Below are 19,665 nucleotides of genomic sequence, written 5' to 3'. Positions count from 1 at the left end.
CACCATGCCCGTCAGCCTTCGCGCATAATCCAGGCTAGAAGGGCCTGGCCGTGGCGAGCCGAGCCGGCACGGCCCGGGCCCGCTGCACCAGCGTCAGCTGCCGGTCCATGGCGGCGACATCCCGGCCGAGGGCCTCGGCGTAGCGGTCGCGGAAGCGGGCGACCTCGGCGGCCGAGGCCTCCCGCATCCCGGGTTGCGCCAGCCACCAGGACAGCGGCTGCCAGCCGGCCTGCTGGGCGCGGGCGAGCCTCGCGTGGTGACGGAGGTTCGCCTCCAGCTCGACCTGGGCGGGGTCGGCGAGGATCGCCTCCAGCCAGCCGCGATAGGGTCCGAAATGCGGCTCGTCGTAGAAGACCAGCTTGAGCGCCGTTTCATAGACGGCATTGGGCTCGCGGGCGGGCCAGGACAGGGCGATGGCCCCGGGCCTCGCCGGCAGCTGGCCGAACTCCAGCACCGACCGCCGCGCCGCGAGGTCGCGCCAGACGGCGATCGGGTCCGCCAGGGCCGGGTCGTTGGCGCGGCGCATGAGGTTGACGAACTCGTTCTTCGGCACCGGGAAGTCGAGGATCGAGACCAGCAGCGACCGGTTGGTCGGCCATTCCTGCCAGAAGCCGGCGGCGGCCAGCGCGTTGTGGGCGAGGTGGATGCAGTTGTCCCGGAACAGGCTCCAGCGGAACTCGCGGGCGCCGCTGCGGTAGGGCGCGTTCTCCGCGTTGAGGAACCCGATCATCGCCCGCATCTGCGGCTCGGTCACCGGCACCCGGGCGCAGTAGCGACCGCGGCCATGGCTGATGGCGTAATCGGTGGCGACCGAGATCTCGTACTTGTAGGCCTCCGCGTCGGCGCCGGCCGGCATCGCGGCGAAGAAGCGCGGGTGGAAGTCGATGCCGTCATAGAGGCCGAGGCGACGGGCCTCGTCCTGGGTGCGGCGATAGGCCGCGCGGGTCAGCGGCGCAGCGGGCGGCAGCCCGCCGTCGAAGAAGATGTCGCGTCCGGGAATGGCGACCCATTTCGCGTTGCGGAAATGCTCGTTCATGCTGATGCCGACGCCCGCTTCGCCGGTCCCGTCGCAGAGCCGCAGCACCTGCCGGTCGGGCCCGGTGCCGCGGCAGGCGCCGTTGAGGTAGAAGACCGCATGGCCGCCGATCTCGCCGACGACCTCGGCGCCGAAGCCCGGCTTCTTGCGGATCTGCGACAGGGCGCAGAATTCGGCGTAGTAGGCGAAGGTGCCGGCATAGGTGGTCTCGGCATCGGTGGCGCCGGGCCGCGCGAAATCCACCACGGCGCAGCCGCCGAGCCATAGCGCCAGCGCCGGGCCAGCCCGCCGCACCCAGGTCCTCATTGCACGCAAGCCGGCCTCGCCCCAGGGTCCACAACCGGAGCGCGTACCGCCCGGGATCGTTCCTGGCGGGTGCGCGAATGCGCCGTCGCATCGTCTTCGGCCGGAAACCAAGCTGTCACTTGGCGTCTATATGCGGGCGGCAGGGTGCGCCGCGGTGCAGCAAATGGATGGCGCAGGAATGGCGAAGAAGGTGTTTCAGGCCAGTGGGCTGCTGGGCGGCCTGGTGCTGGCCGCCGCCGCGCCCATGCCGGCCATGGCGCAGGACGGCGCCCGGATGGAATCGATCGAACGCCAGCTGCGCGCCCTGCAGTCCGAATTGACCCGGCTCCGGCGGGACGCGGCCACGCGCGAGGCGGAAACCCGCGCCGCCCGGCAGGAGGCCGAGCGCACCCGCGCGGAGGTGCAGGAGACCCGCCGCCGGCTGGACACCGCGCCGGCCGCACCGGTCGTGGCGGCGGCCCCGGCGCCGGATGCCGGGCGGCTGACCTTCCCGGCCAACCGCCCGACCCTGACCTCGGCCGATGGCCGCTTCTCGGCCTCGCTCGGCGGCCAGTTCCAGTACGACCTGGGCGGGTACCTCAGGGACAGCCCGGGCACCCCGAACAACCGCGGGGTCCGCGACCTCGATACATTCGGGCAGAACCTGCGGCGCGGCCGGCTGCTCTTCGGCTTCCGCTACGACGACTTCACCCTGAACGTGACGCCGGACTTCGGCGGCTCGCCGGATGGGACGGTCGGGCTCTACGAGGCGAATTTTAACTGGAACCCGGTCAAGCCGCTCACCCTGACGCTGGGCTACTTCAAGCCCTGGGTGACGCTCGGCGATTCGATGAGCTCGAACGACTTCCTGTTCCTCGAGCGGCCCAGCATCGTCGAGATCGCCCGCAATGTGGCGGGCGGCGACGGCCGGGCCTCGGCCGGGGCGCGCTGGGCGGCGGACCGCTATTTCCTGAGCGCCTACTTCACCGGCGGCAGCTACGGCGGCAATGCGACGCAGAGCACCCCGGACCAGACCGGCGGCGTGGCGCGCATCGCCGGGCGGCCGGTCGCCAATGCCGACATGGACGTCCACCTCGGCTTCAGCGGCTCCTATGCCTCGGACATCCGGCGCAGTTCCGCCGGGCAGACGCTGCAGCTGCGGGACCGGCCGGAACTGCGCATCGATCAGTCGCGGCTGATCGATACCGGCGCCATCGCGGCCGACCGGGCCTATACCTATGGACCCGAGTTCGGCGTCCGGTGGCGCAACTTCATGCTGCAGGGCGAATACATCAAGATCGGCATGGAGCAGTCGCAGGCCGGCGCGGCGCCGCGGCCCGACCTCGGCTTCGAGGGCGGCTACGTCGAGGGCAGCTGGGTGCTGACCGGCGAGACGCGGCGCTATAGCAGCACCAGCGGCGCCTTCGGCCGGCCTTCGCCGCGACAGCCCTTCAGCCTCGCCGAGGGTGGCTGGGGCGCCTGGGAGGTGATGGGTCGCTACAGCGTCGCCGATCTCAACGACAAGGTCCGGCGCGGCAGCGCAGCCAGCACCACCGGCGGCGTCTACGGCGGCCGGCAGGAGGTCGTCGGAGTGGGGCTGAGCTGGTATCCGAACAACCTGCTGCGCTTCATGCTGAACTGGGACATGGTCAACGTGGACCGGCTGAACCCGGCCGGGACGACCCAGATCGGGCAGCGGTTCCACACCATCGCCCTCAGGTCGCAGCTGGCTTTCTAGGGCGCCTGTCGGCCCTAGTGCGGGAAGCGGACGCCGCCATCCATGCCGGCCAGGGCCGGGATGTGGCGGCTGCCGCGCTCCAGCAGCAGCAGCCCCGCGATCAGCATGCCGCCGGCGGCGCAGGCGGCCCAGAAGGCCAGCATCGGCGGCAGGCGCCCAGGCGAGAGGGCGTCGCTGAGCAGCAGGGCCACCAGGACGGTGATCACCGCGAGGGAGGCTCCGATCAGGCTGCAGGCGATCCGTTGCATGGTAGGCTGCTCCATTCTGCTCAGGCTTGGGCCACCCGGCCCGCTGCATGGTTAAACACCGGGCGCTTGGCGGCATCTTGCCGATGATGGGGCGATTTCATGGCAGGGCCGGCGGTTGCGCCGCGCCGAGGAATGCAGGATCGTCCGGCCGACCTCGCCAGCGCCGGAGAAAACGCCCATGTCCCGTAGAATGTTCGCCGCCCTGCTGCTGGGCGCCGGCCTGGCCCTGCCTGCCCTCGCCCCCGCCGCCCTGGCCCAGACCACGGTCGGCCCGGCCAACTCCGGCCAGCCGCCGCTGCGCTGCGCGGTCGACGGCACCTTCGCGCCGCATGCCTTCCCCAGCCTGTCCGGCGGGGTCCAGGGCTTCCAGGTCGACCTCTTCGCCGAGGTGGCGAAGAAGCTGAACCGTCAGCTGGTGATCGATTCGGCCAGCTTCTCCGGACTGATCCCGGCGATGAACGCCGGCCGCTACGACTTCCTCTGCGCGCCGACCACGGTGACGCCGGAGCGCGCCGCCAACCTGCTGTTCACCGAGGGCTACCTCTGGACCGAGTTGCAGTTCGGCATCAAGCGCGGCAACCCGCCGATCCGCTCCGAGGAGGAGCTGCGCGGCAAGACCATCAGCGTGAACAAGGGCACACCTTACGAGGCCTGGGTGAATGCCAACCGGGAGCGGCTGAACCTCACGCTGCTCGCCTTCGACACCCAGCCGGATGCGGTGCAGGCGGTGCTGCAGGGGCGGGCCTATGCCAATCTCTCCGGCAATACCGTCATCCGCTACAGCGCCAGCCGCACCCCGCAATACGTGGCCGATTTCGTGCTGCCGGGCACCCGCTTCCATTGGGCGACGCCGCTGCGCCAGGACAACCAGGCCATGCGCAATCAGCTCGAGGAAGCGATCGAGTGCCTGAAGAAGGACGGCACCGTCGCCCGGCTGTCGGAGAAGTGGTTCGGTGCCAAGCCGGCCGACGATCAGGCCGAGGTGGTGGTCTTCCCCGGCTATGGCCCGCCCGGCCTGCCCGGCTATGACCCGACGCCGAGCCGGGCCGCCTGCGGGTGACCGCCGCGACGCCCATCGTTCAGGCCCCTATCGTTCAGGCCAGGGGCATCCACAAGCATTTCGGCGCCCTGCATGTCCTGAAGGGGGTCGATCTGGTGGTGGCGGAGCGGGAGCTGGTCTTCGTGATCGGCCCCAGCGGCTCCGGCAAGTCGACGCTGCTGCGCTGCCTGAACCGGCTGGAGGACCCCTCCGGCGGCTCCATCACGGTCGACGGCATCGACATGCTCGACCGCGGCACGGATATCAACAAGGCCCGGCAGCGGATCGGGATGGTGTTCCAGTCCTTCAACCTCTACCCGCACATGACGGCGCTGGGGAACGTGGCGCTGGCGCTGCGCAAGGTCCTGGGGCTGGACCGGCCGGCGGCCGAGGCCCGGGCGCGGGCGGCGCTCGAGCGGGTGCACCTGGCGGACCGGGCCGGGCACTACCCCGGGCAGCTTTCCGGCGGGCAGCAGCAGCGCGTCGCCATCGCCCGCGCCATCGCGCTGGAGCCGCGGGTGATGCTGTTTGACGAGCCGACGAGCGCGCTCGACCCCGAGCTGGTCGGTGGCGTCCTGGCCGCGATGCGCGAGCTGCGCGAGAGCGGCATGACCATGGTCGTGGTGAGCCACGAGATGGGCTTCGCCAAGGCGGCGGCCGACCGGGTCATTTTCATGGACGACGGCCGCATCCTCGAGCAGGGGCCGCCGGCGGCCATCTTCGGCAACCCGCAGCATGAGCGCACCCGCGCCTTCATCGGCCAGATCGAACGGCACTGACGCGTGACAAACTGGGACCGCTTCCTCGACAGCTTCTTCAACCTGCGCGTCGCCGCCGAATACCTGCCCAAGATCATCGAAGGCTTCTGGCTCACCATCCTGCTCGCCGGCTGCATCATCCTGGCCGGGATCGCGGCGGGGCTGGCGCTGGCGGTGGTGCGCAGCTTCGCCATCCGGCCCCTGAACTGGCTGATCATCTTCCTGGTCGACCTGTTCCGCGCGCTGCCGCCACTGGTCATCATCGCGCTGCTCTACTTCGGCCTGCCGGCCGCGGGGCTGTCGCTCAGCGGCTTCGCCGCCGCCTGGCTGTCGCTGTCGCTGGTGCTGATGGCCTTCACCGAGGAGATCTTCTGGGCCGGCATCACCGCGGTGCCGAAGGGGCAATGGGAGGCGGCGCGCTCGACCGGGCTGCGCTTCTTCCAGACGCTGACCCTGGTGGTGCTGCCGCAGGCGCTGCGGATGACCATCCCGCCGCTGACCAACCGCACCATCGCCATCACCAAGGGTACCGCCCTGGCCAGCGTGGTGGCGGTGCCGGATATCCTCGGCGCCGCCCAGGCGGGCGTCTCCTTCAGCTTCAACCCGACGCCGCTGACGCTCGGGGCCATCGCCTACGTGGTGCTGTTCTTCCCCGTCGTGATCCTCGGCCGCTGGGTCGAGACACGCTTCGCCTGGAAGCGGTGACGCCATGACCTTCGACGATTTCCTGCTGGCCTTCTTCTCGCTCGACATCCTGCGGCAGGCCTGGCCGATCCTGTGGTCTGGGTTCAAGATCACGCTGCTGCTCTCGGCCATCGTGGTGCCGCTCGGCGTCATCGGCGGCACGGTGCTGGCACTGCTGTCCACGGTGCGGAGCCGATGGGTGCGCTGGCCGCTGATCGCCTGGGTCGACCTGTTCCGGGCGCTGCCGCCGCTGGTGCTGCTGGTCTTCGTCTATGCCGGGCTGCCCTTCGCCGGCATCGAGGTCTCGGCCATCGGCGCCGTCGCCATCGGCTTCTTCCTCAACACCGGCGCCTACTACGGGGAGGTGCTGCGGGCCGGGATCGAGAGCGTGCCGCGCGGGCAGCTCGAGGCGGCCCGCTCCACCGGCCTGACCCGCTGGCAGACCATGGCCCATGTCGTGCTGCCGCAGGCGGTGCGGAACGTGCTGCCGGATCTGATCAGCAACACGCTGGAGGTGGTGAAGCTCACCTCCATCGCCAGCGTGGTGGCGCTGCCGGAGCTGCTGTTCCAGGCGCGGCAGGCGCAGAGCGTGACCTACAACGCGACGCCGATCATGGCCGCGGCGGTGATCTACTTCCTGCTGCTCTGGCCGGTGGTGCGGTTGCTGAGCCGGCTCGAGAACCGCCAGATCGCCGGCCGGCGGTAGCTGCCCGCCTCAGGGCGTGGCCGGCAGCGACCGCAGGTAGGCGACGAGGTCATCGAGCTCCGCCCGCCGCATCCGCGCGTAATACGGATAGGCCATCGGCGGGGCCAGCCGGCGGCCATCGGGGGCGATGCCCTCGCTCACCGCCCGGCGGATGTCGTCGTCGCTCCAGCCGCCGATGCCGTCGCGGCGGCTCGGGGTGATGTTGCGGGGGACCACGGGACCGAAAGGCGTCGCCAGGGGCGGGCCGCCGGCCCCGGTCCGTGACCAGTCCCGGCCCCCGCCGGGGCCCGTCGGGGTATGGCATTCGATGCAGTGGCCGACCGGCCCGGCGAGGTAGGCGCCGCGCGCCACGGCGGTGTCGGCCGGCAGCGGCACCCGACCGACCGCGGGACCGTAGGTCGGCGGCAGCGGCATCTGGTAGGCCGAGCTGCCGGCCACCGCGTTCCGCACCGCCGGCACGCTGCGGAGATAGACGACCATCGCCGCCAGGTCGCGGTCGGCGATGCCGCGGTAGAGCTCGATCGGCATGGGCGGGCCGATGAGGCTGCCGTCGGGCCGGCGCCCCTCGCGGATGGCCAGGGCGACCTGCGCATCGGTCCAGCGGCCGAGGCCGGTTTCCTCGTCCGGGGTTATGTTTGGGACCACGGCGCGGAACAGGCCGGGCTCCTCGATGACCAGGCCGCCGGCCAGCGCCATGCCGGGCAGCTCCCCGTCGGGGCCCTTCGGCGTGTGGCAATTGCCGCAGGCGGCGACGCCTTCCACCAGGCTGCGGCCGCGTGCGAGCAGTGCCGCCTCCTCCTGCGCCACGGCCGCCCCGGCGCAGCAGAACCACGCCGCCATGATTGCCCAGACACCGGCCCGCATCGGAACGCCCCCATTTTGTTGCGCCCATGACAGCCCTGATCCGGCATGCGGCGCAACCGGCCCGGTCGGTCACGTTCCTGTTGGCGGGAGCGGTCCTGGCGATCCCGGCGACCTACCATCCCGCATGACCTCGACCCAGGCCGCTCCCCGGCCCCGCGACGCGTTGCGGCGCGCCGCCCTGCCCTTTCTCGACTGGATGGAGACGGCGGCGCTGCCGCTCTGGTGCCGCGGCGGCCGCTTCGCCGAGCAGTACGACGAGGCGGCCCGGCCGGTGCCGCGCCAGGGCGTGACGACCCTCGCCCAGGCGCGACAAATCTATGTCTATGCCCATGCCGCGCAGCTCGGCTGGCCGCATGGGCTACCGGTGGCGATGGCGGCCTGGCGGCGGCTGCGCGACCGGGCCTGGGCCGATGGCTGGGTGGGCGAGACCGCCGCGGACGGCACGGTGCTCGACCCGGTCGTCGATCTCTACGATCAGGCCTTCATGCTGCTGGCGCTGGCCTGGCTGGCCCGCGCCGGCGCGGCGGAGGCAATCGGCTGGGCACACCGGACGCTGGATGCGATCGAGCGGCGGATGCGGCTGGGCGATACCCCGGGCTTCGCCAATGCCTGGCCGGATACGCCGGGGCCCAGGCTGCAGAACCCCCACATGCACCTGCTGGAAGCGATGCTGGCGCTGCAGGCCGTGACCGGCGAGGCCCGCTTCGCCGCCGCGGCGCGCGACCTCGTGCGGCTGTTCCAGGCGCGGCTGTTCGACCCCGCGACCGGAACGCTGGCCGAATACTACGGCCCCGCCTGGCAGCGGCTGCCGGAGCCCTATCCGGGCCGGGTCACCTGGCCCGGGCATCACTGCGAATGGGTCTGGCTGCTCCACCGCGCTGCGGCCCAGCTCGGCCTCGAGACGCGGGGGGAGGCCTCCGCGCTGCTCGGCTTCGCCCGGCGCCATGCGCTGGAGCCACGGACCGGGCTGCTGCGCTATGCCGTCGCCGAAACCGGTGCGGTGCTGGACCCGATGCTGCGCCTCTGGCCGCAGACCGAGGCGCTGAAGGCGGCGCTGGTACGGCCCGACGCGGCGGGGCCGGACTGGGCGCCGCGCCTGCTGCGCGGGCTGATGGCGCTGCACCTGTCGCCCCGGCCAAGGGGGCTCTGGACCGAGACCTATGACGAGGCGCGGCGGCCGGTGGCGGGGCCGATCCCCGCCACCTCGCTGTACCACCTCTTCGTCGCCTATGCGGAGCTGCGCCGGGCGCTGGGCCGGCCTTAGCGGATCAGGGGCAGCACCAGCATCAGGACGGCAAATCCCCCGACGGCGGCGGCCCCGACCCGCGGTACCGCCCCGCTCCAGCCCCGCCGGCCGGCGACACCGCCGAGCATGGCACCAGCGGCGATCCAGGCGGTTGCTACCGCGACCAGCAGCAGCAGGAAGCCGAGCATGTAGGGTGGCCAGACGCCCGGCCCTGCGCCGAAGGGCAGGACGCCGAGGGCGAAGACGATGGCCTTCGGGTTGAGCAGCGTGGTGACGAAGACCTGCCGCGGCGTCACCACCGCGCCCGTCGCCAAAGTCGCCCCGCCAAGGCGCCAGAGGCGGACGGCCAGCAGCAGCAGGTAGCCCCCCACCGCCACCCGCAGCGCCGTGGCCAGCAGCGGCGCGCCCGCCATCACCGGCCCCAGCACCAGCCCGATCGTCAGGATCGCCAGGGCATAGCCCGCTGCCTCGGCCGCGATCAACGGCAGCGAGCGGCGCATCCCGGCGGTAGCGCCGGCGGTGGCCAGCAGGGAATTCGTCGGCCCGGGCGTGCCGAGGATGGCCAGCACGGCCAGGGTGAACAGGACGGGGTCTGCCATGCGGTCCTCAGACAGCTTTCGCCGGACTGGGGGCGGGCGCGCTGCGCCGGGCTACTTCACCGCATAGACGTCGTAGGTCGGGCCGCCCGGCGGGCGCTGGCCGATGCCGACCGCGAGGATGCGGTTCAGCCAGGCGAGTGGCGCCGCGCCGGTCTCGAAGCGCACCGCGGTGCGGAAGTAGTATTCGGCGGGGTCGACCGCCTCGCCGGCGTTCAGCCGGGCCAGGACCGGAGGCTTGGCGGTGCGGATGCCGCTGTAGTGCATGAAGACGACATGGCCTTCGGTGGTCCTGATGGTCAGCCGCACGTCCATGTGGGCGCTGCCGTCCGGGTCCACCCGCAGCCAGTCGGCGGCGGTGCCGGGCAGCACCTCCCCGGTCAGGGCCGGACCCTCGATGCTGCCGCCGGTGACCGGGACGATCCGGAGCTCGCCGGTGCGGGTGGTGCCGACGGCCTGCGGCGCACCGACCGAGAGCACGGCGCGGAAGAGGAATTCGCCGGCGAAGGGCAAGGGGGTCATGGGCATCTCCTTCAGCGTTGCAGCCAGGGCAGGCCCTCGGCCTTCCAGCCGGCGACCTGGCCGCGATGGCCCTCGGCATCGACCGGGCCCTCGAAGCCGCCGGCGACGTTGTAGGCCAGCGGGAAGCCCGCCGCCTGGGCCGCCTGCCCGGCCGCCAGGCTGCGCACGCCGGAGCGGCAGATGAAGTAGAGCTTGCTCTCGGGATGCAGCCCGGCCTTGCGGAGATGCTCGGCGAAGGCGCCGTTCACCTGCATCGAGGGATAGACCTGCCAGGGGATGAGCACGACCTGCTTGCCGACCTCGGCGAGGTCGGGGATGCCGACGAAGCTCCACTCGGCATCGGTGCGGACATCGATCAGGGCGGCGGCGGGGTCCTGGGACAGGGCCTCCCAGGTGGCGGCGGGGGTGACATCGGCTACGCCGGGCATGGCGGGGTCTCCTGCATATCGGCCGGAGCATGGCCGCCGGGGGCATGGAGGGCAATGCCGAGGCCTCCCCGGCGCTCAGGGCGCGGCGTGGAACTCGACGAAGCAGCGCACCGGGCCGAGCGGTTCCACCGCATGCGGCTGCTCCGGCCGCACCAGCCCGGGGTTGCCGGGCGTGAGGATGGACTCGCCGGGCGGGTCCTGGGTCCGATAGGCCAAGGCGCCTTCCAGGACGTGGATCAGCGCCCAGGTCCCGGGCCTGGTCCGGTGGTCCCGGCGCAGCGCCGCGGGCAGGCTGGCAGCATCGAATTCCGGGGTCCGCCGGGTGACGACGAGCCCGGCCGGAAGGCCCGGCACCCGCAGGCACCCCACCTCAGGCGACCCGCGGCAATTCGCCCCGCGCGGCGGCGACACCATGTTCCAGGCTGGCGGCGATGCGGCGGGCGCGGAGAATGAGGTGCTCGGCGGCGGCGGGCGGGCAGAGGTCGCGCGCCGTCGCCTCGAAGATCATGAGCCAATGGGCGAAATGCGCGGGGCCGATCGGCAACGGCTGGTGCTTCTGCATCGGGTTGCCTTGGTAGCGGCCGCTGGTCAGCGCCACCGAGGACCAGAAGGCGGTCATCTGCCGCAGGTGCGGCGCCCAGTCCCGGATATGCGCGGCGAAGATCGGGCCAAGCACGGCATCGGCGCGGATGCGGGCGTAAAAGCCATGGACCAGGGTCTCGATCATCGCTTCGTCGAGCCCGGCGGGCGGTTGCGGGATCATGGCGGCCCCAAAGAGGTAATTTATATACCTATTATATCGCGCGTCATCGGCGCCGGCGTCAAGGCGCATCCTCCGGCAGCAGGCGCCGCATCTGCCGCAAGGTGCCGGGGTTGCCGAGGAGATCGGCGAGCGAGTGGCGATCGAGCACCGCGAGGAAGGCCGCCAGTGCCTCCTCGATCGGGCCGCGCAGGCCGCAGCCGGTGGCGAGCACGCAGGCATTGCGCGCGGGATCGAAGCATTCGACCAGGGCGAAGCTGTCCTCCGTGGCGCGCACCACCTCCCCCAGGGCGATGGCCGCGGCCGGCCGCGCCAGCCGCAGCCCGCCGCCGCGGCCGCGCAGGCTTTCGACGAAGCCGGACTGGGCCAGGGTCTGCGTCACCTTCATCAGGTGATTGCGGGAGATGCCGTGGCGGCGCGCGACCTCCTCGATGGTGTGCAGCCGCCCCGGCTCCATCGCCAGCAGCATCAGCAGGCGGAGCGCGTAGTCGGTATGCAGGGTGAGGCGCATGGCCTGCCTCTTACGGCCCGGCCGCGCGCCGCGGCAATGCCCAGCGCGGCAATGCTTGACCCCTTCCGGTGCCGCCCCGACCATGCGGCATGAACGCGATCCGCCTCGGCATGCTGACCCCGTCCTCGAATACCGTGCTGGAGCCGGCGACGGCGGCGATGCTGGCGGCCTCGCCGACGATCACCGCGCATTTCGCCCGCATCCGCGTGGTCGCCATCGACCTCGGCGACGGCTCCCGCGCGCAATTCGACCTCGCGCCGATGCTGGCGGCGGCCGAGCTGCTGGCCGACGCCAAGGTGCATGCCATCTGCTGGAACGGTACCTCCGGCGCCTGGCTCGGGCTGGAGCAGGACCGCGCGGTCTGCGCGGCGATCACCGCCCATACCGGCATCCCCGCGCTGACCGCCACCATGGCGCTGCTGGATGCGCTCGCCCTCTTCGGCGCCAGGCGGATCGGCCTGGTGACGCCCTATCTCGGCAGCGTGCAGCAGGCGATCCTCGCGCGCTGGGCCGCCGCTGGGCTGGAATGCGTGGCGGAGCGTCACCTGAAGGACCCCGGCAATTACAGCTTCGCCGACCACCCGGAATCCGTGGTGGCAGACCTGGTGCGCGCGGTCGCGGCGGCCGGGCCGGAGGCGATCGCCATCCACTGCACCAACTTCCGCGGTGCGGCGGTGGCGCCGGCGCTGGAAGCGGCGACCGGCGTCCCGGTGCTGGACAGCGTCGCCGTGTCGCTCTGGGGCGCGCTGCGGGCGGCCGGCGCCCCGACTGCCGGGCTGGCCCGCTGGGGCCGCGTGTTCGGCCTGCCTTAGCAAGCAGGGTGATTCATCGCCGCTCAGCGTGTTGCCAGAATAGGACGTTATAACATAACGTCTTCCCATGACACGCCTCACCCTGCCCCTGTTGCTCCTGGCCATCCCGGCCGCCGCCCAGCCGGCCCCGGAAGCCACTCTCCCCGATCTCGTCGTGCAGGCCGAACGCGCCGCCGCGGCCCGCCAGGGCATCCTCGCGCGCTTCGGCGCGCGGGAGGTCACGGTAGACCGCCGCACCATCGAGGGCCTGCCCGGCGGCGGCAACCAGCCACTGAATGCCCTGCTGGCCCAGACCCCGGGCGTGGTGCAGGACAGCTTCGGCGACATCCATATCCGCGGCGAGCACCGCAACCTGCAGTACCGGCTGAACGGCGTGGTGCTGCCGGAAGGCCTCTCGGGCTTCGGCCAGGTCTTCGACGCCCGGGCGCTGCGCAGTGTCTCGGTCCTGACCGGCGCCCTGCCGGCGCAATTCGGCTTCCGCACCAATGCGGTGATCGACCTCGAAACCCGCAGCGGCGCGCGCGACCCCGGCGGCAGCCTCTCGATGTACGGCGGTTCGCGCGGCACCCTGCAGCCTTCCGCCAGCTGGGCGGGCTTTGCCGGCAACTGGGACGTCTTCGCCACCGGCAGCCTGCTGCGGACCGACCAGGGCATCGAGAACCCGGCCCGCACCCGCACCGCGCTGAACGGCCAGTCGCAGCAAACCCGCGGCCTGGTCTATGCCGCGCGGCAGCTGGACGAGACGACGCGGCTTTCGGTGATCGCCGGCACCTCGCTGAACCGCTTCCGCATCCCGGTGACACGGGGCCAGGAGACCGGCTTCACCGCCTTCGGCAGCGATGCCTTCGACAGCGCCGACCTGCGCGCCCGGCAGTGGGAGCGCAACTGGTACGGCGTGGCGGCGGTGCAGAAGTCGCTCGGCGACGTCGACGTGCAGGTGGCCGGCTTCACCCGCAGCAGCTCGATCCACTACGTCCCGGATACGGTGGGGGAGACGCGCTTCAACGGCGTCGCCTCCGACGTCTATCGCGGCAGCGTCACGGTCGGCGGCCAGGCGGATGCCGCCTGGCGGGTCTCGGCCAACCACACCCTGCGCGGCGGCCTCCAGGCCAGCCGGGAAGCCAGCCGCTTCCGCAGCCAGACCACGGTGCTGCCGCTGGACGCGGATGGCGAGGCGCTGGACGACCCCTTCGGCCTGAACGACCGCAGCAACCGGGTCGGCTGGCTCTACGGCGCCTATGTGCAGGACGAGTGGCGCGTCACCGAGGCGCTGACCCTGAACCTCGGCGTCCGCGCCGACCAGATGGTGCAGTACACCGCCAACGGGCAGATCTCGCCGCGCGCCAACCTGGTGTGGCGGCCGGCCGAGGGCACCACCCTGCATGCCGGCTATGCCCGCACCTTCACCCCGCCGCAGCAGGAACTGGTGCAGACCCCGACCCTGGAGCGCTTCCAGGACACCACCAACGCGCCGGAGAGCCTGCGCAACGACGCGGTGCGGCCGGAACGCGCGCATCGCTTCGACATCGGCGTCTCGCAGAAGATCGGCCCGCACCTGACGCTCGGCGTCGACGCCTACTACAAGGACGTGCGCGACCTACTGGATTTCGGCCAGTTCGGCAATGCGCTGATCTTCACCCCCTTCAATTACCGCGAGGGCAAGGTCTACGGCGTCGAGTTCTCGGGCAATTGGCGGGACGACCGCTGGCTGTTCTACGCCAACCTGGCCATCAGCCGCTCCGCCGCCCGCGACATCCGCTCGGCGCAATACACCTTCGAGGCGGAGGAGCTGGCCTATATCAGCCGCAAATGGATCCGCACCGACCACGACCAGCTGTTCACCGGCTCGGCCGGGGCGGTGCTGAACGCCTGGGAGGGTGGCCGCGTCTCGGCCAGCTCGCTCTATGGCAGCGGCCTGCGCCGGGGCTTCGCCAATACCGAGAAGCTCTCTCCCTATGCGACGGTCAACCTCGGGGTGCAGCAGGATTTCACCGGGCCGGACAAGGCGATCTGGACCGCCCGGCTGGACGTGCTGAATGTCTTCGACACCGCCTACCAACTGCGCGACGGCAGCGGCATCGGCGTCGGCGCGCCGCAGTACGGTACCCGGCGCGGGATCTTCGGCGGGTTGAGCCGGGCCTTCTGAACCGCCCTCCCGCCGCCTAATCCGCCTCGGGCGGCTCGGCGAGCGGGTGATGCGCCTCGACCAGGGCGCGCAGCCGTTCCTCCATCACCTGGGTATAGATCTGGGTGGTGGCAATATCGGCATGGCCGAGCAGGATCTGCAGGCTGCGCAGGTCGGCGCCGCGGGCCAGCAGATGGCTGGCAAAGGAATGCCGCAGCACGTGCGGGCTGACCCGCTCCGCCGGGATGCCGGCGGCGTCGGCGGCCTCCTTCAGCAGCAGCCCCAGCCCCTGCCGGGTCATGTGCCCGGCCGCCCCGCGCGAGGGAAACAGCCAGCGCAGCGCCCGTGGCGTGGCGGCGACCGCCCGGTCGTCCGCCTGCCGGGCCGCCTGGGCCGCCGCCCGCGCCCCGGCCGAGATCGGCACCAGCCGTTCCTTGCCGCCCTTGCCGCGCACGCTGATCATCGGCTGGTCAGCCCGCAGCGCCGCGGCCGGCAGGGTGACCAGCTCGCTGGCGCGCAGCCCGGCGCCATAGAGCAGCTCGATCGCCGCGACGGCCAGCGGGCCGCGCCGGCGGGGCAGCGTCGCCGCCCCGGCGAGCAGGGCGGCGATCTCCGCCTCGGTGATCGGCTTGGGCAGCGGCGCCGTCGGCCGCGGGCCCTCCAGCAATTCGCTCGGGTCATCCGGGCGGATGCCCTCCCGCGCCAGGAAGCGGAAGAACTGGCGCAGCGTCGAGAGCCGCCGTGCCGCGGTGCGTGGCTTCAGCCCGAGATCGGCCAGCGAGCGAAGGTAGTCCCGCAGCAGCTCCGGCCCGGCCGCGGCCTCGGACAGGCCACGCCGGGCGCAGAAGGCGGCGAAATCCTCGAGGTCGTTGCCATAGGCCGACAGGGTGTTGCGGGCGGCGCCACGCTCGGCCGCCAGCATCTCGAGGAAGGCCTCCCGCAGCGCGCCGGACACGCGGCGGTCAGCGGGTCTGGAAGCGGTCGTTCGGCACCACCCGCTCCACCGGCGTCGGGGTCACCGTGGGCGGGAAGGCCCCGACGGCCAGCAGCCCGGCCGCGACCAGGGCGAGCAGGATCACGGCCAGCAGCAGGATGGGGCGGCGGAACATGGCACATGGGCTCCTGGAATCGGCGCGATACGGGAGACGCAAAAGAACGGCTTCTGGAATGACTCCGCCCCCATCGCAGAAGGGCCGCGGTGTGCTAGCCTTGGGCATCGTGTCGCGCAACACCGCCAATGCCTTCGTTCCATCGGGTGTGTCATCGGGGCTTCCCGAGCCACCCCCGGCCCCCGACCTGGCCCCCTGGCCCGGGCCGCTCGAACGCGCCCGGCCGCTGCCGCACCATGCCAGGCGGGGCATCGTGCTCGTCGGCATGCCCGGCGCGGGCAAGACCTCGATCGGCCGGCGGCTGGCCATGCGGCTCGGCCTGCCCTTCCTTGATGCCGATACCGAGATCGAGGCGGCGGCCGGCCTGCCGATCACCGACATCTTCGCCCGCTACGGGGAAGCGCATTTCCGCGACGGCGAGCGCCGGGTGATCGCCCGGCTGCTGGCCGGGCCGCCGATCGTGCTGGCGACCGGCGGCGGTGCCTTCGCCGATGCCCGCACCCGCGCCGCCATCCATGCCTCCGGCGCCGTCTCGGTCTGGCTGCAGTGCCGCATGGGGACCCTGCTGAAGCGCGTCGCCGGGCGGGAGCACCGGCCGATGTTTCTCAACGCCGACCCGGCCGAGGTGCTGGAACGGCTGATGGTGGCGCGCCACCCCCTTTATGCCGAGGCCGACATCGTGATCGCCTGTTCCGACGAGAGTCCCGAAGTCACCACCCGCCGCGTGCTGGATGCGCTGGACGCCTTCCGCCCGCCGGCGAAGCTGCCGGTGACGCTCGGGGAACGCAGCTACGACATCCTGGTCGGCGAGGGCCTGCTGGCCCGGGCCGGGGCGCTGCTGGCCCCGGTGCTGCCGGCGCGGCGGGTGGTGATCGTGACCGACGAGACCGTCGCCCCCCTGCACCTGCCCGCGCTGCGGGAGGGGCTGGCCGAGGCCGGCTTTGCCATCACCGCCGAGATCACCGTCGCGCCGGGCGAGGCCAGCAAGGGCTTCCCGACCCTGCAGGCGGTGCTGGAACGGATGCTGGCGGCGGGTGCCGACCGGCGGACCGCGGTGCTGGCGCTGGGCGGCGGCGTGGTCGGCGACCTCGCCGGCTTCGCCGCGGCGGTCGCGCTGCGCGGCCTGCCCTTCGTGCAGCTGCCGACCACCCTGCTGGCCCAGGTCGACAGCTCGGTGGGCGGCAAGACCGGGGTGAACCTGGCGCTGGGCAAGAACCTGGTCGGCGCCTTCCACCAGCCCCGCATCGTGCTGGCCGATACCGGGACGCTCACCACGCTGCCGCCGCGCGAGCTGCGGGCCGGCTATGCCGAAGTGGCCAAGCACGGGCTGCTCTCGGGCGAGGCCTTCTGGCACTGGTGCGAAGCGCATGGCCCGGCGCTGGTCGCCGGTGACGCCCCGGCCCTGGTCCATGCGGTGCTGGAGAGCTGCAAGCTGAAGGCCGCGGTGGTCGCCGGGGACGAGCGGGAGGAAAGCGCCGAGGGCGGCCGCGCCCTGCTCAACCTGGGCCATACCTTCGGCCATGCGCTGGAGGCGGAATGCGGCTATGGCGGCAGCCTGCTGCATGGCGAGGCGGTGGGCATCGGCCTCGGGCTGGCGGCCAGCCTATCGGCCCGGCTCGGCCATTGCAGCCAGGAGCTGCCGGGGCGGGTGATCGCCCATCTCCAAGCCTGCGGCATGCCGGCCCGCATCGCCGACCTGCCGCGCGAATTCTCGGCCGAGGCGCTGCTGGGGCGGATGCGGAAGGACAAGAAGGCCCGCGACGGGGCGCTGCGCTTCGTGCTGCTGCGCGGACCGGGCGAGGCCTTCACCGCCGGCGACGTGCCGGTGGCGCAGGTGGAGCGGCTGCTGCGCGACGAGGGCTGCACGGGCTGAGGACCACGCCGGCCACCGCGGCTGGTCAGCCTGGGGTGTCGGACTCGAGGGCCAGCCGCAACGTCACCCGGGTGCCGCCGCCGGGGCTCTGCTCGGAGACGATCACCGCGCCGATCTGCTTCGCCAGGCTGCGGACCACGGTCTCCCCGAGGCTGACCGTTGCCCCGGCCGGCACGCCGCTGCCGGCGTCCCGCACCTCGGCCAGGATCGCCCCTGCCTCCAGCCGCGCGGCCACGTAGACAGGGCCGGCGGCGCCGCCGGGATAGGCGTGGCGCAGCGCATTGGTGACCAGTTCCGACAGAATGAGAGCCAGCGGAATGGCGCGCTCGGCATCCAGGGTCAGCCCATCCTCCGCATCGATGCGGATATCCGCCGCCGGATGCTGCGCCGCCGCGCCGGTGGCCAGCTCCCGCAGCATGTCGGACAGGCGGATGCTGCGGAAATCCGGACTGAGCTGCAGCGCACGATGGGCTTCGGCGACGGCCTGCACCCGGGCGGTCGCCGCCTCCAGCGCTTCCCGCGCCGCCGGCTCGGTCACCCGCCCGGCCTGCAGGCGGAGCAGCGCGGCGACCAGTTGCAGGCTGTTCTTGATGCGGTGGTCCGCCTCCCGCGCCAGCAGCTCGCGGGCGGCCAGGGCTTCCCGAAGCTGCGCCTCCGCGCTGTGGCTCTGGTCGACGTCGGTGCAGGTGCCGACCCAATGGCGGATCGCCCCGGCCGGGCTCCGCACCGGTGCCGCCTTCACCCGGTGCCAGCGGTAGCGGCCGTCCCGCGTCAGGATGCGCGCATCGGCATCGAGGTCGCCGCCCACGGCCAATACCTTGGCCCAGGCCGCGGCGAGCGCCGAACGATCCTCCGGATGCAGCACGGCGAGCCAGCCCCCGCCGCGCAGCCCCGCCAGGTCATGCCCCGTCACTTCCGACCAGCGGCCGTTGACGTAATCCGGCTCCCCGGCCGCGTCGGTCTGCCAGACCAGATGCGGCATGGCCTCGGCCAGGATGCGGAATCGCGCCTCGCTCTCGCGCAGGGCACGCTCGGCCTGCTTGCGGTCGTCGATGTCCATGTTGACGCCGAGCCATTCGCGAATGGCGCCGTCGCCGTCCCGCAAGGGCGCCGCCCGGGCCGCGGTCCAGCGGCATTCGCCGCGGGGACCGCGCAGCCGGTACTCCGCCTCGTAGACCCGGCCGCTGGCGACGGCCCGGGACCAGCGGTCATGGACGAGCGGGCGGTCCTCGGGGTGGATGGCGTCCAGCCAGCCCCAGCCGATCACCTCGGCCGGGGACTGGCCGGTCAGCGACGCCCAGCCGCCGATGCTGATCAGGCTGCCATCCGCCGTCGTGGTCCAGACCGCCAGCGCGCCGGTTTCGACCAGGGCCCGATAGCGGGCGTCGATGGGGGGCAGCGGCCGCTCGCCCGGATCCCAGGGCTCGCCCCAGGCGAGCAACCCGCCGGCGATGCGACCGGCGCCGTCCCGCACCGGCGCGGCGGTGCATTGCACCCGGCGCGCGGTGCCGTCCTCGCCCCGCAGCACCCAATGCTGGCGGGACACTGCCTCGCCCTGGTGCAGCGCCCGGACCAGCGGCAGTTCCTCCGGCCGGGCGGGCGTTTCGCCATCCCGGTGGAAGATGCCCCAACCGGCCGGGCGGTGCGAGACGAGTCCGGCCAGGAGCTCGGCCGGCTCGCGCCCGGCCATGCCCAAGCCATGCCGGCTGACCCGGATGCTGCGGCTCTCGGGCTCCGCGGCCACGGCGAGGCCGACCGGGGCATGCTCGAAGACCGCATCGAGCACGGCCGCGGCGGCTTCCGCGCGATGCAGCCGGGCCTCGGCCTCGGTCACGTCGCGCAACTGCACCAGCACGCCGCAGAGCGTTCCGTCGCGGCCGCGAATGGCCGAGACCTCGGCATCGAACACCCGCCCCGGACGCCCGACCGGCAGGGAACGGGCGGTGGCCCGATAGGGTTGGCCGCTGGTGCGGACCCGGTCCAGCGTGGCCAGGAAACCGCCGACGGCCAGCTCCGGAATGGCCTCGGCCGCCGGCCTGCACAGCAGGGACTCCGGGTCTTCGACGCAGATCGCGCCGAAGGCAGGGTTGAGATACAGCACCCGATGCGAGGGACCGGCCAATACCGCGACAGCCGCGGGAGAGGTCTCCGCGAAGGCTCGGATCGCTTCGATCTCAGGCACCGAACCACCGGCGTCGTCAGGCACCAACCGCTCCCCAGCCTTCCGGCCTGCTGCCTCGCAACATTACCGGAACTCGGCAGGCCGGGCGAATGCACAGGCCCCCGATCGCGATCAAACGACCGGGAGCGATGGGATTGCCAGGG

21 protein-coding genes are annotated in these 19,665 nt (G+C 72.4%); 9 read left to right on the top strand and 12 right to left on the bottom strand.

Annotated elements, in window-relative coordinates; translation table 11 throughout:
- Positions 1 to 34: 34 nt before the first annotated feature.
- The gene (locus QWZ14_RS27380; protein WP_290320223.1) at positions 35 to 1,342 is read right to left on the bottom strand and encodes a hypothetical protein; all 1,308 of its coding nucleotides are present in this window, start codon (positions 1,340 to 1,342) and stop codon (positions 35 to 37) included.
- Positions 1,343 to 1,520: 178 nt separating this feature from the next.
- On the opposite strand from QWZ14_RS27380, the gene QWZ14_RS27375 reads away from it, so the two are divergent.
- Complete coding sequence (locus QWZ14_RS27375; protein WP_290320222.1) at positions 1,521 to 3,059, top strand: porin; 1,539 nt, start codon at positions 1,521 to 1,523, stop codon at positions 3,057 to 3,059.
- 14 nt (positions 3,060 to 3,073) lie between these two features.
- Here the strand turns inward: QWZ14_RS27375 and QWZ14_RS27370 are convergent, their stop codons facing one another.
- Positions 3,074 to 3,307 carry a hypothetical protein gene (locus QWZ14_RS27370; RefSeq protein WP_290320221.1) on the bottom strand — a complete coding sequence of 78 codons (234 nt, stop codon included), beginning with the start codon at positions 3,305 to 3,307 and terminating at the stop codon, positions 3,074 to 3,076.
- A gap of 178 nt (positions 3,308 to 3,485) precedes the next feature.
- On the opposite strand from QWZ14_RS27370, the gene QWZ14_RS27365 reads away from it, so the two are divergent.
- The 4 genes from QWZ14_RS27365 to QWZ14_RS27350 are packed head-to-tail and all read left to right on the top strand — an operon-like array spanning position 3,486 to position 6,494.
- Positions 3,486 to 4,367, top strand: a complete 882-nt coding sequence (locus QWZ14_RS27365) for a transporter substrate-binding domain-containing protein (protein WP_290320220.1) — start codon at positions 3,486 to 3,488, stop codon at positions 4,365 to 4,367.
- Positions 4,364 to 5,125, top strand: a complete 762-nt coding sequence (locus QWZ14_RS27360) for an amino acid ABC transporter ATP-binding protein (RefSeq protein WP_290320219.1) — start codon at positions 4,364 to 4,366, stop codon at positions 5,123 to 5,125. The genes QWZ14_RS27365 and QWZ14_RS27360 overlap by 4 nt, the downstream gene beginning before the upstream one ends.
- A gap of 3 nt (positions 5,126 to 5,128) precedes the next feature.
- Positions 5,129 to 5,809: an amino acid ABC transporter permease gene (locus tag QWZ14_RS27355; RefSeq protein WP_290320218.1), complete on the top strand. Its 681-nt coding sequence runs from the start codon at positions 5,129 to 5,131 to the stop codon at positions 5,807 to 5,809.
- 4 nt (positions 5,810 to 5,813) lie between these two features.
- Positions 5,814 to 6,494, top strand: a complete 681-nt coding sequence (locus tag QWZ14_RS27350; protein ID WP_290320217.1) for an amino acid ABC transporter permease — start codon at positions 5,814 to 5,816, stop codon at positions 6,492 to 6,494.
- Positions 6,495 to 6,503: 9 nt separating this feature from the next.
- On the opposite strand, the gene QWZ14_RS27345 is transcribed toward QWZ14_RS27350, so the two are convergent.
- Complete coding sequence (locus tag QWZ14_RS27345) at positions 6,504 to 7,358, bottom strand: cytochrome c (RefSeq protein WP_290320216.1); 855 nt, start codon at positions 7,356 to 7,358, stop codon at positions 6,504 to 6,506.
- Positions 7,359 to 7,482: 124 nt separating this feature from the next.
- Here QWZ14_RS27345 and QWZ14_RS27340 point away from each other — a divergent pair, with 124 nt between their 5' ends.
- A complete protein-coding gene (locus tag QWZ14_RS27340) occupies positions 7,483 to 8,622 on the top strand; it encodes an AGE family epimerase/isomerase (protein ID WP_290320215.1) in 1,140 nt (379 codons plus the stop codon).
- Here the strand turns inward: QWZ14_RS27340 and QWZ14_RS27335 are convergent.
- The 6 genes from QWZ14_RS27335 to QWZ14_RS27310 form a co-directional block, all read right to left on the bottom strand.
- Positions 8,619 to 9,203 carry a LysE family translocator gene (locus QWZ14_RS27335; RefSeq protein ID WP_290320214.1) on the bottom strand — a complete coding sequence of 195 codons (585 nt, stop codon included), beginning with the start codon at positions 9,201 to 9,203 and terminating at the stop codon, positions 8,619 to 8,621. The genes QWZ14_RS27340 and QWZ14_RS27335 overlap by 4 nt on opposite strands.
- Before the next feature lie 51 nt (positions 9,204 to 9,254).
- Positions 9,255 to 9,722, bottom strand: coding sequence for a DUF3237 domain-containing protein (locus tag QWZ14_RS27330; RefSeq protein ID WP_290320213.1), 468 nt, complete (start codon positions 9,720 to 9,722; stop codon positions 9,255 to 9,257).
- 11 nt (positions 9,723 to 9,733) lie between these two features.
- Positions 9,734 to 10,150: a rhodanese-like domain-containing protein gene (locus QWZ14_RS27325; protein ID WP_290320212.1), complete on the bottom strand. Its 417-nt coding sequence runs from the start codon at positions 10,148 to 10,150 to the stop codon at positions 9,734 to 9,736.
- Between the two features lie 75 nt (positions 10,151 to 10,225).
- Positions 10,226 to 10,504 (bottom strand): DUF1971 domain-containing protein, encoded by a 279-nt coding sequence (locus tag QWZ14_RS27320; RefSeq protein WP_290320211.1) that lies wholly within the window; start codon positions 10,502 to 10,504, stop codon positions 10,226 to 10,228.
- A gap of 16 nt (positions 10,505 to 10,520) precedes the next feature.
- Positions 10,521 to 10,913 carry a group III truncated hemoglobin gene (locus QWZ14_RS27315; RefSeq protein WP_290320210.1) on the bottom strand — a complete coding sequence of 131 codons (393 nt, stop codon included), beginning with the start codon at positions 10,911 to 10,913 and terminating at the stop codon, positions 10,521 to 10,523.
- Positions 10,914 to 10,971: 58 nt separating this feature from the next.
- Complete coding sequence (locus QWZ14_RS27310) at positions 10,972 to 11,421, bottom strand: Rrf2 family transcriptional regulator (RefSeq protein WP_290320209.1); 450 nt, start codon at positions 11,419 to 11,421, stop codon at positions 10,972 to 10,974.
- A gap of 89 nt (positions 11,422 to 11,510) precedes the next feature.
- On the opposite strand from QWZ14_RS27310, the gene QWZ14_RS27305 reads away from it, so the two are divergent.
- Positions 11,511 to 12,233 (top strand): maleate cis-trans isomerase family protein, encoded by a 723-nt coding sequence (locus tag QWZ14_RS27305; RefSeq protein WP_290320208.1) that lies wholly within the window; start codon positions 11,511 to 11,513, stop codon positions 12,231 to 12,233.
- A 67-nt stretch (positions 12,234 to 12,300) separates the two neighbouring features.
- Entirely contained in the window at positions 12,301 to 14,379 is a 2,079-nt protein-coding gene (locus tag QWZ14_RS27300; protein ID WP_290320207.1) for a TonB-dependent receptor, read from the top strand.
- Between the two features lie 16 nt (positions 14,380 to 14,395).
- Here the strand turns inward: QWZ14_RS27300 and QWZ14_RS27295 are convergent, their stop codons facing one another.
- Complete coding sequence (locus QWZ14_RS27295) at positions 14,396 to 15,313, bottom strand: tyrosine recombinase (RefSeq protein ID WP_290320206.1); 918 nt, start codon at positions 15,311 to 15,313, stop codon at positions 14,396 to 14,398.
- A 7-nt stretch (positions 15,314 to 15,320) separates the two neighbouring features.
- Complete coding sequence (locus QWZ14_RS27290; protein ID WP_290320205.1) at positions 15,321 to 15,467, bottom strand: hypothetical protein; 147 nt, start codon at positions 15,465 to 15,467, stop codon at positions 15,321 to 15,323.
- Positions 15,468 to 15,576: 109 nt separating this feature from the next.
- Between QWZ14_RS27290 and aroB the strand changes: the two genes are divergently transcribed.
- Positions 15,577 to 17,340, top strand: coding sequence for a 3-dehydroquinate synthase (gene aroB / locus QWZ14_RS27285; protein ID WP_290320204.1), 1,764 nt, complete (start codon positions 15,577 to 15,579; stop codon positions 17,338 to 17,340).
- Positions 17,341 to 17,365: 25 nt separating this feature from the next.
- On the opposite strand, the gene QWZ14_RS27280 is transcribed toward aroB, so the two are convergent.
- A complete protein-coding gene (locus tag QWZ14_RS27280) occupies positions 17,366 to 19,546 on the bottom strand; it encodes a PAS domain S-box protein (protein ID WP_290320203.1) in 2,181 nt (726 codons plus the stop codon).
- Positions 19,547 to 19,665 lie beyond the last annotated feature (119 nt).

This window comes from Paeniroseomonas aquatica, from assembly GCF_030409335.1.
Classification (GTDB): Bacteria; Pseudomonadota; Alphaproteobacteria; order Acetobacterales; family Acetobacteraceae; genus Belnapia; species Belnapia aquatica.
Note: the sequence above shows the minus strand (reverse complement) of the source record. Positions and strands in the feature narration are given on the sequence as shown.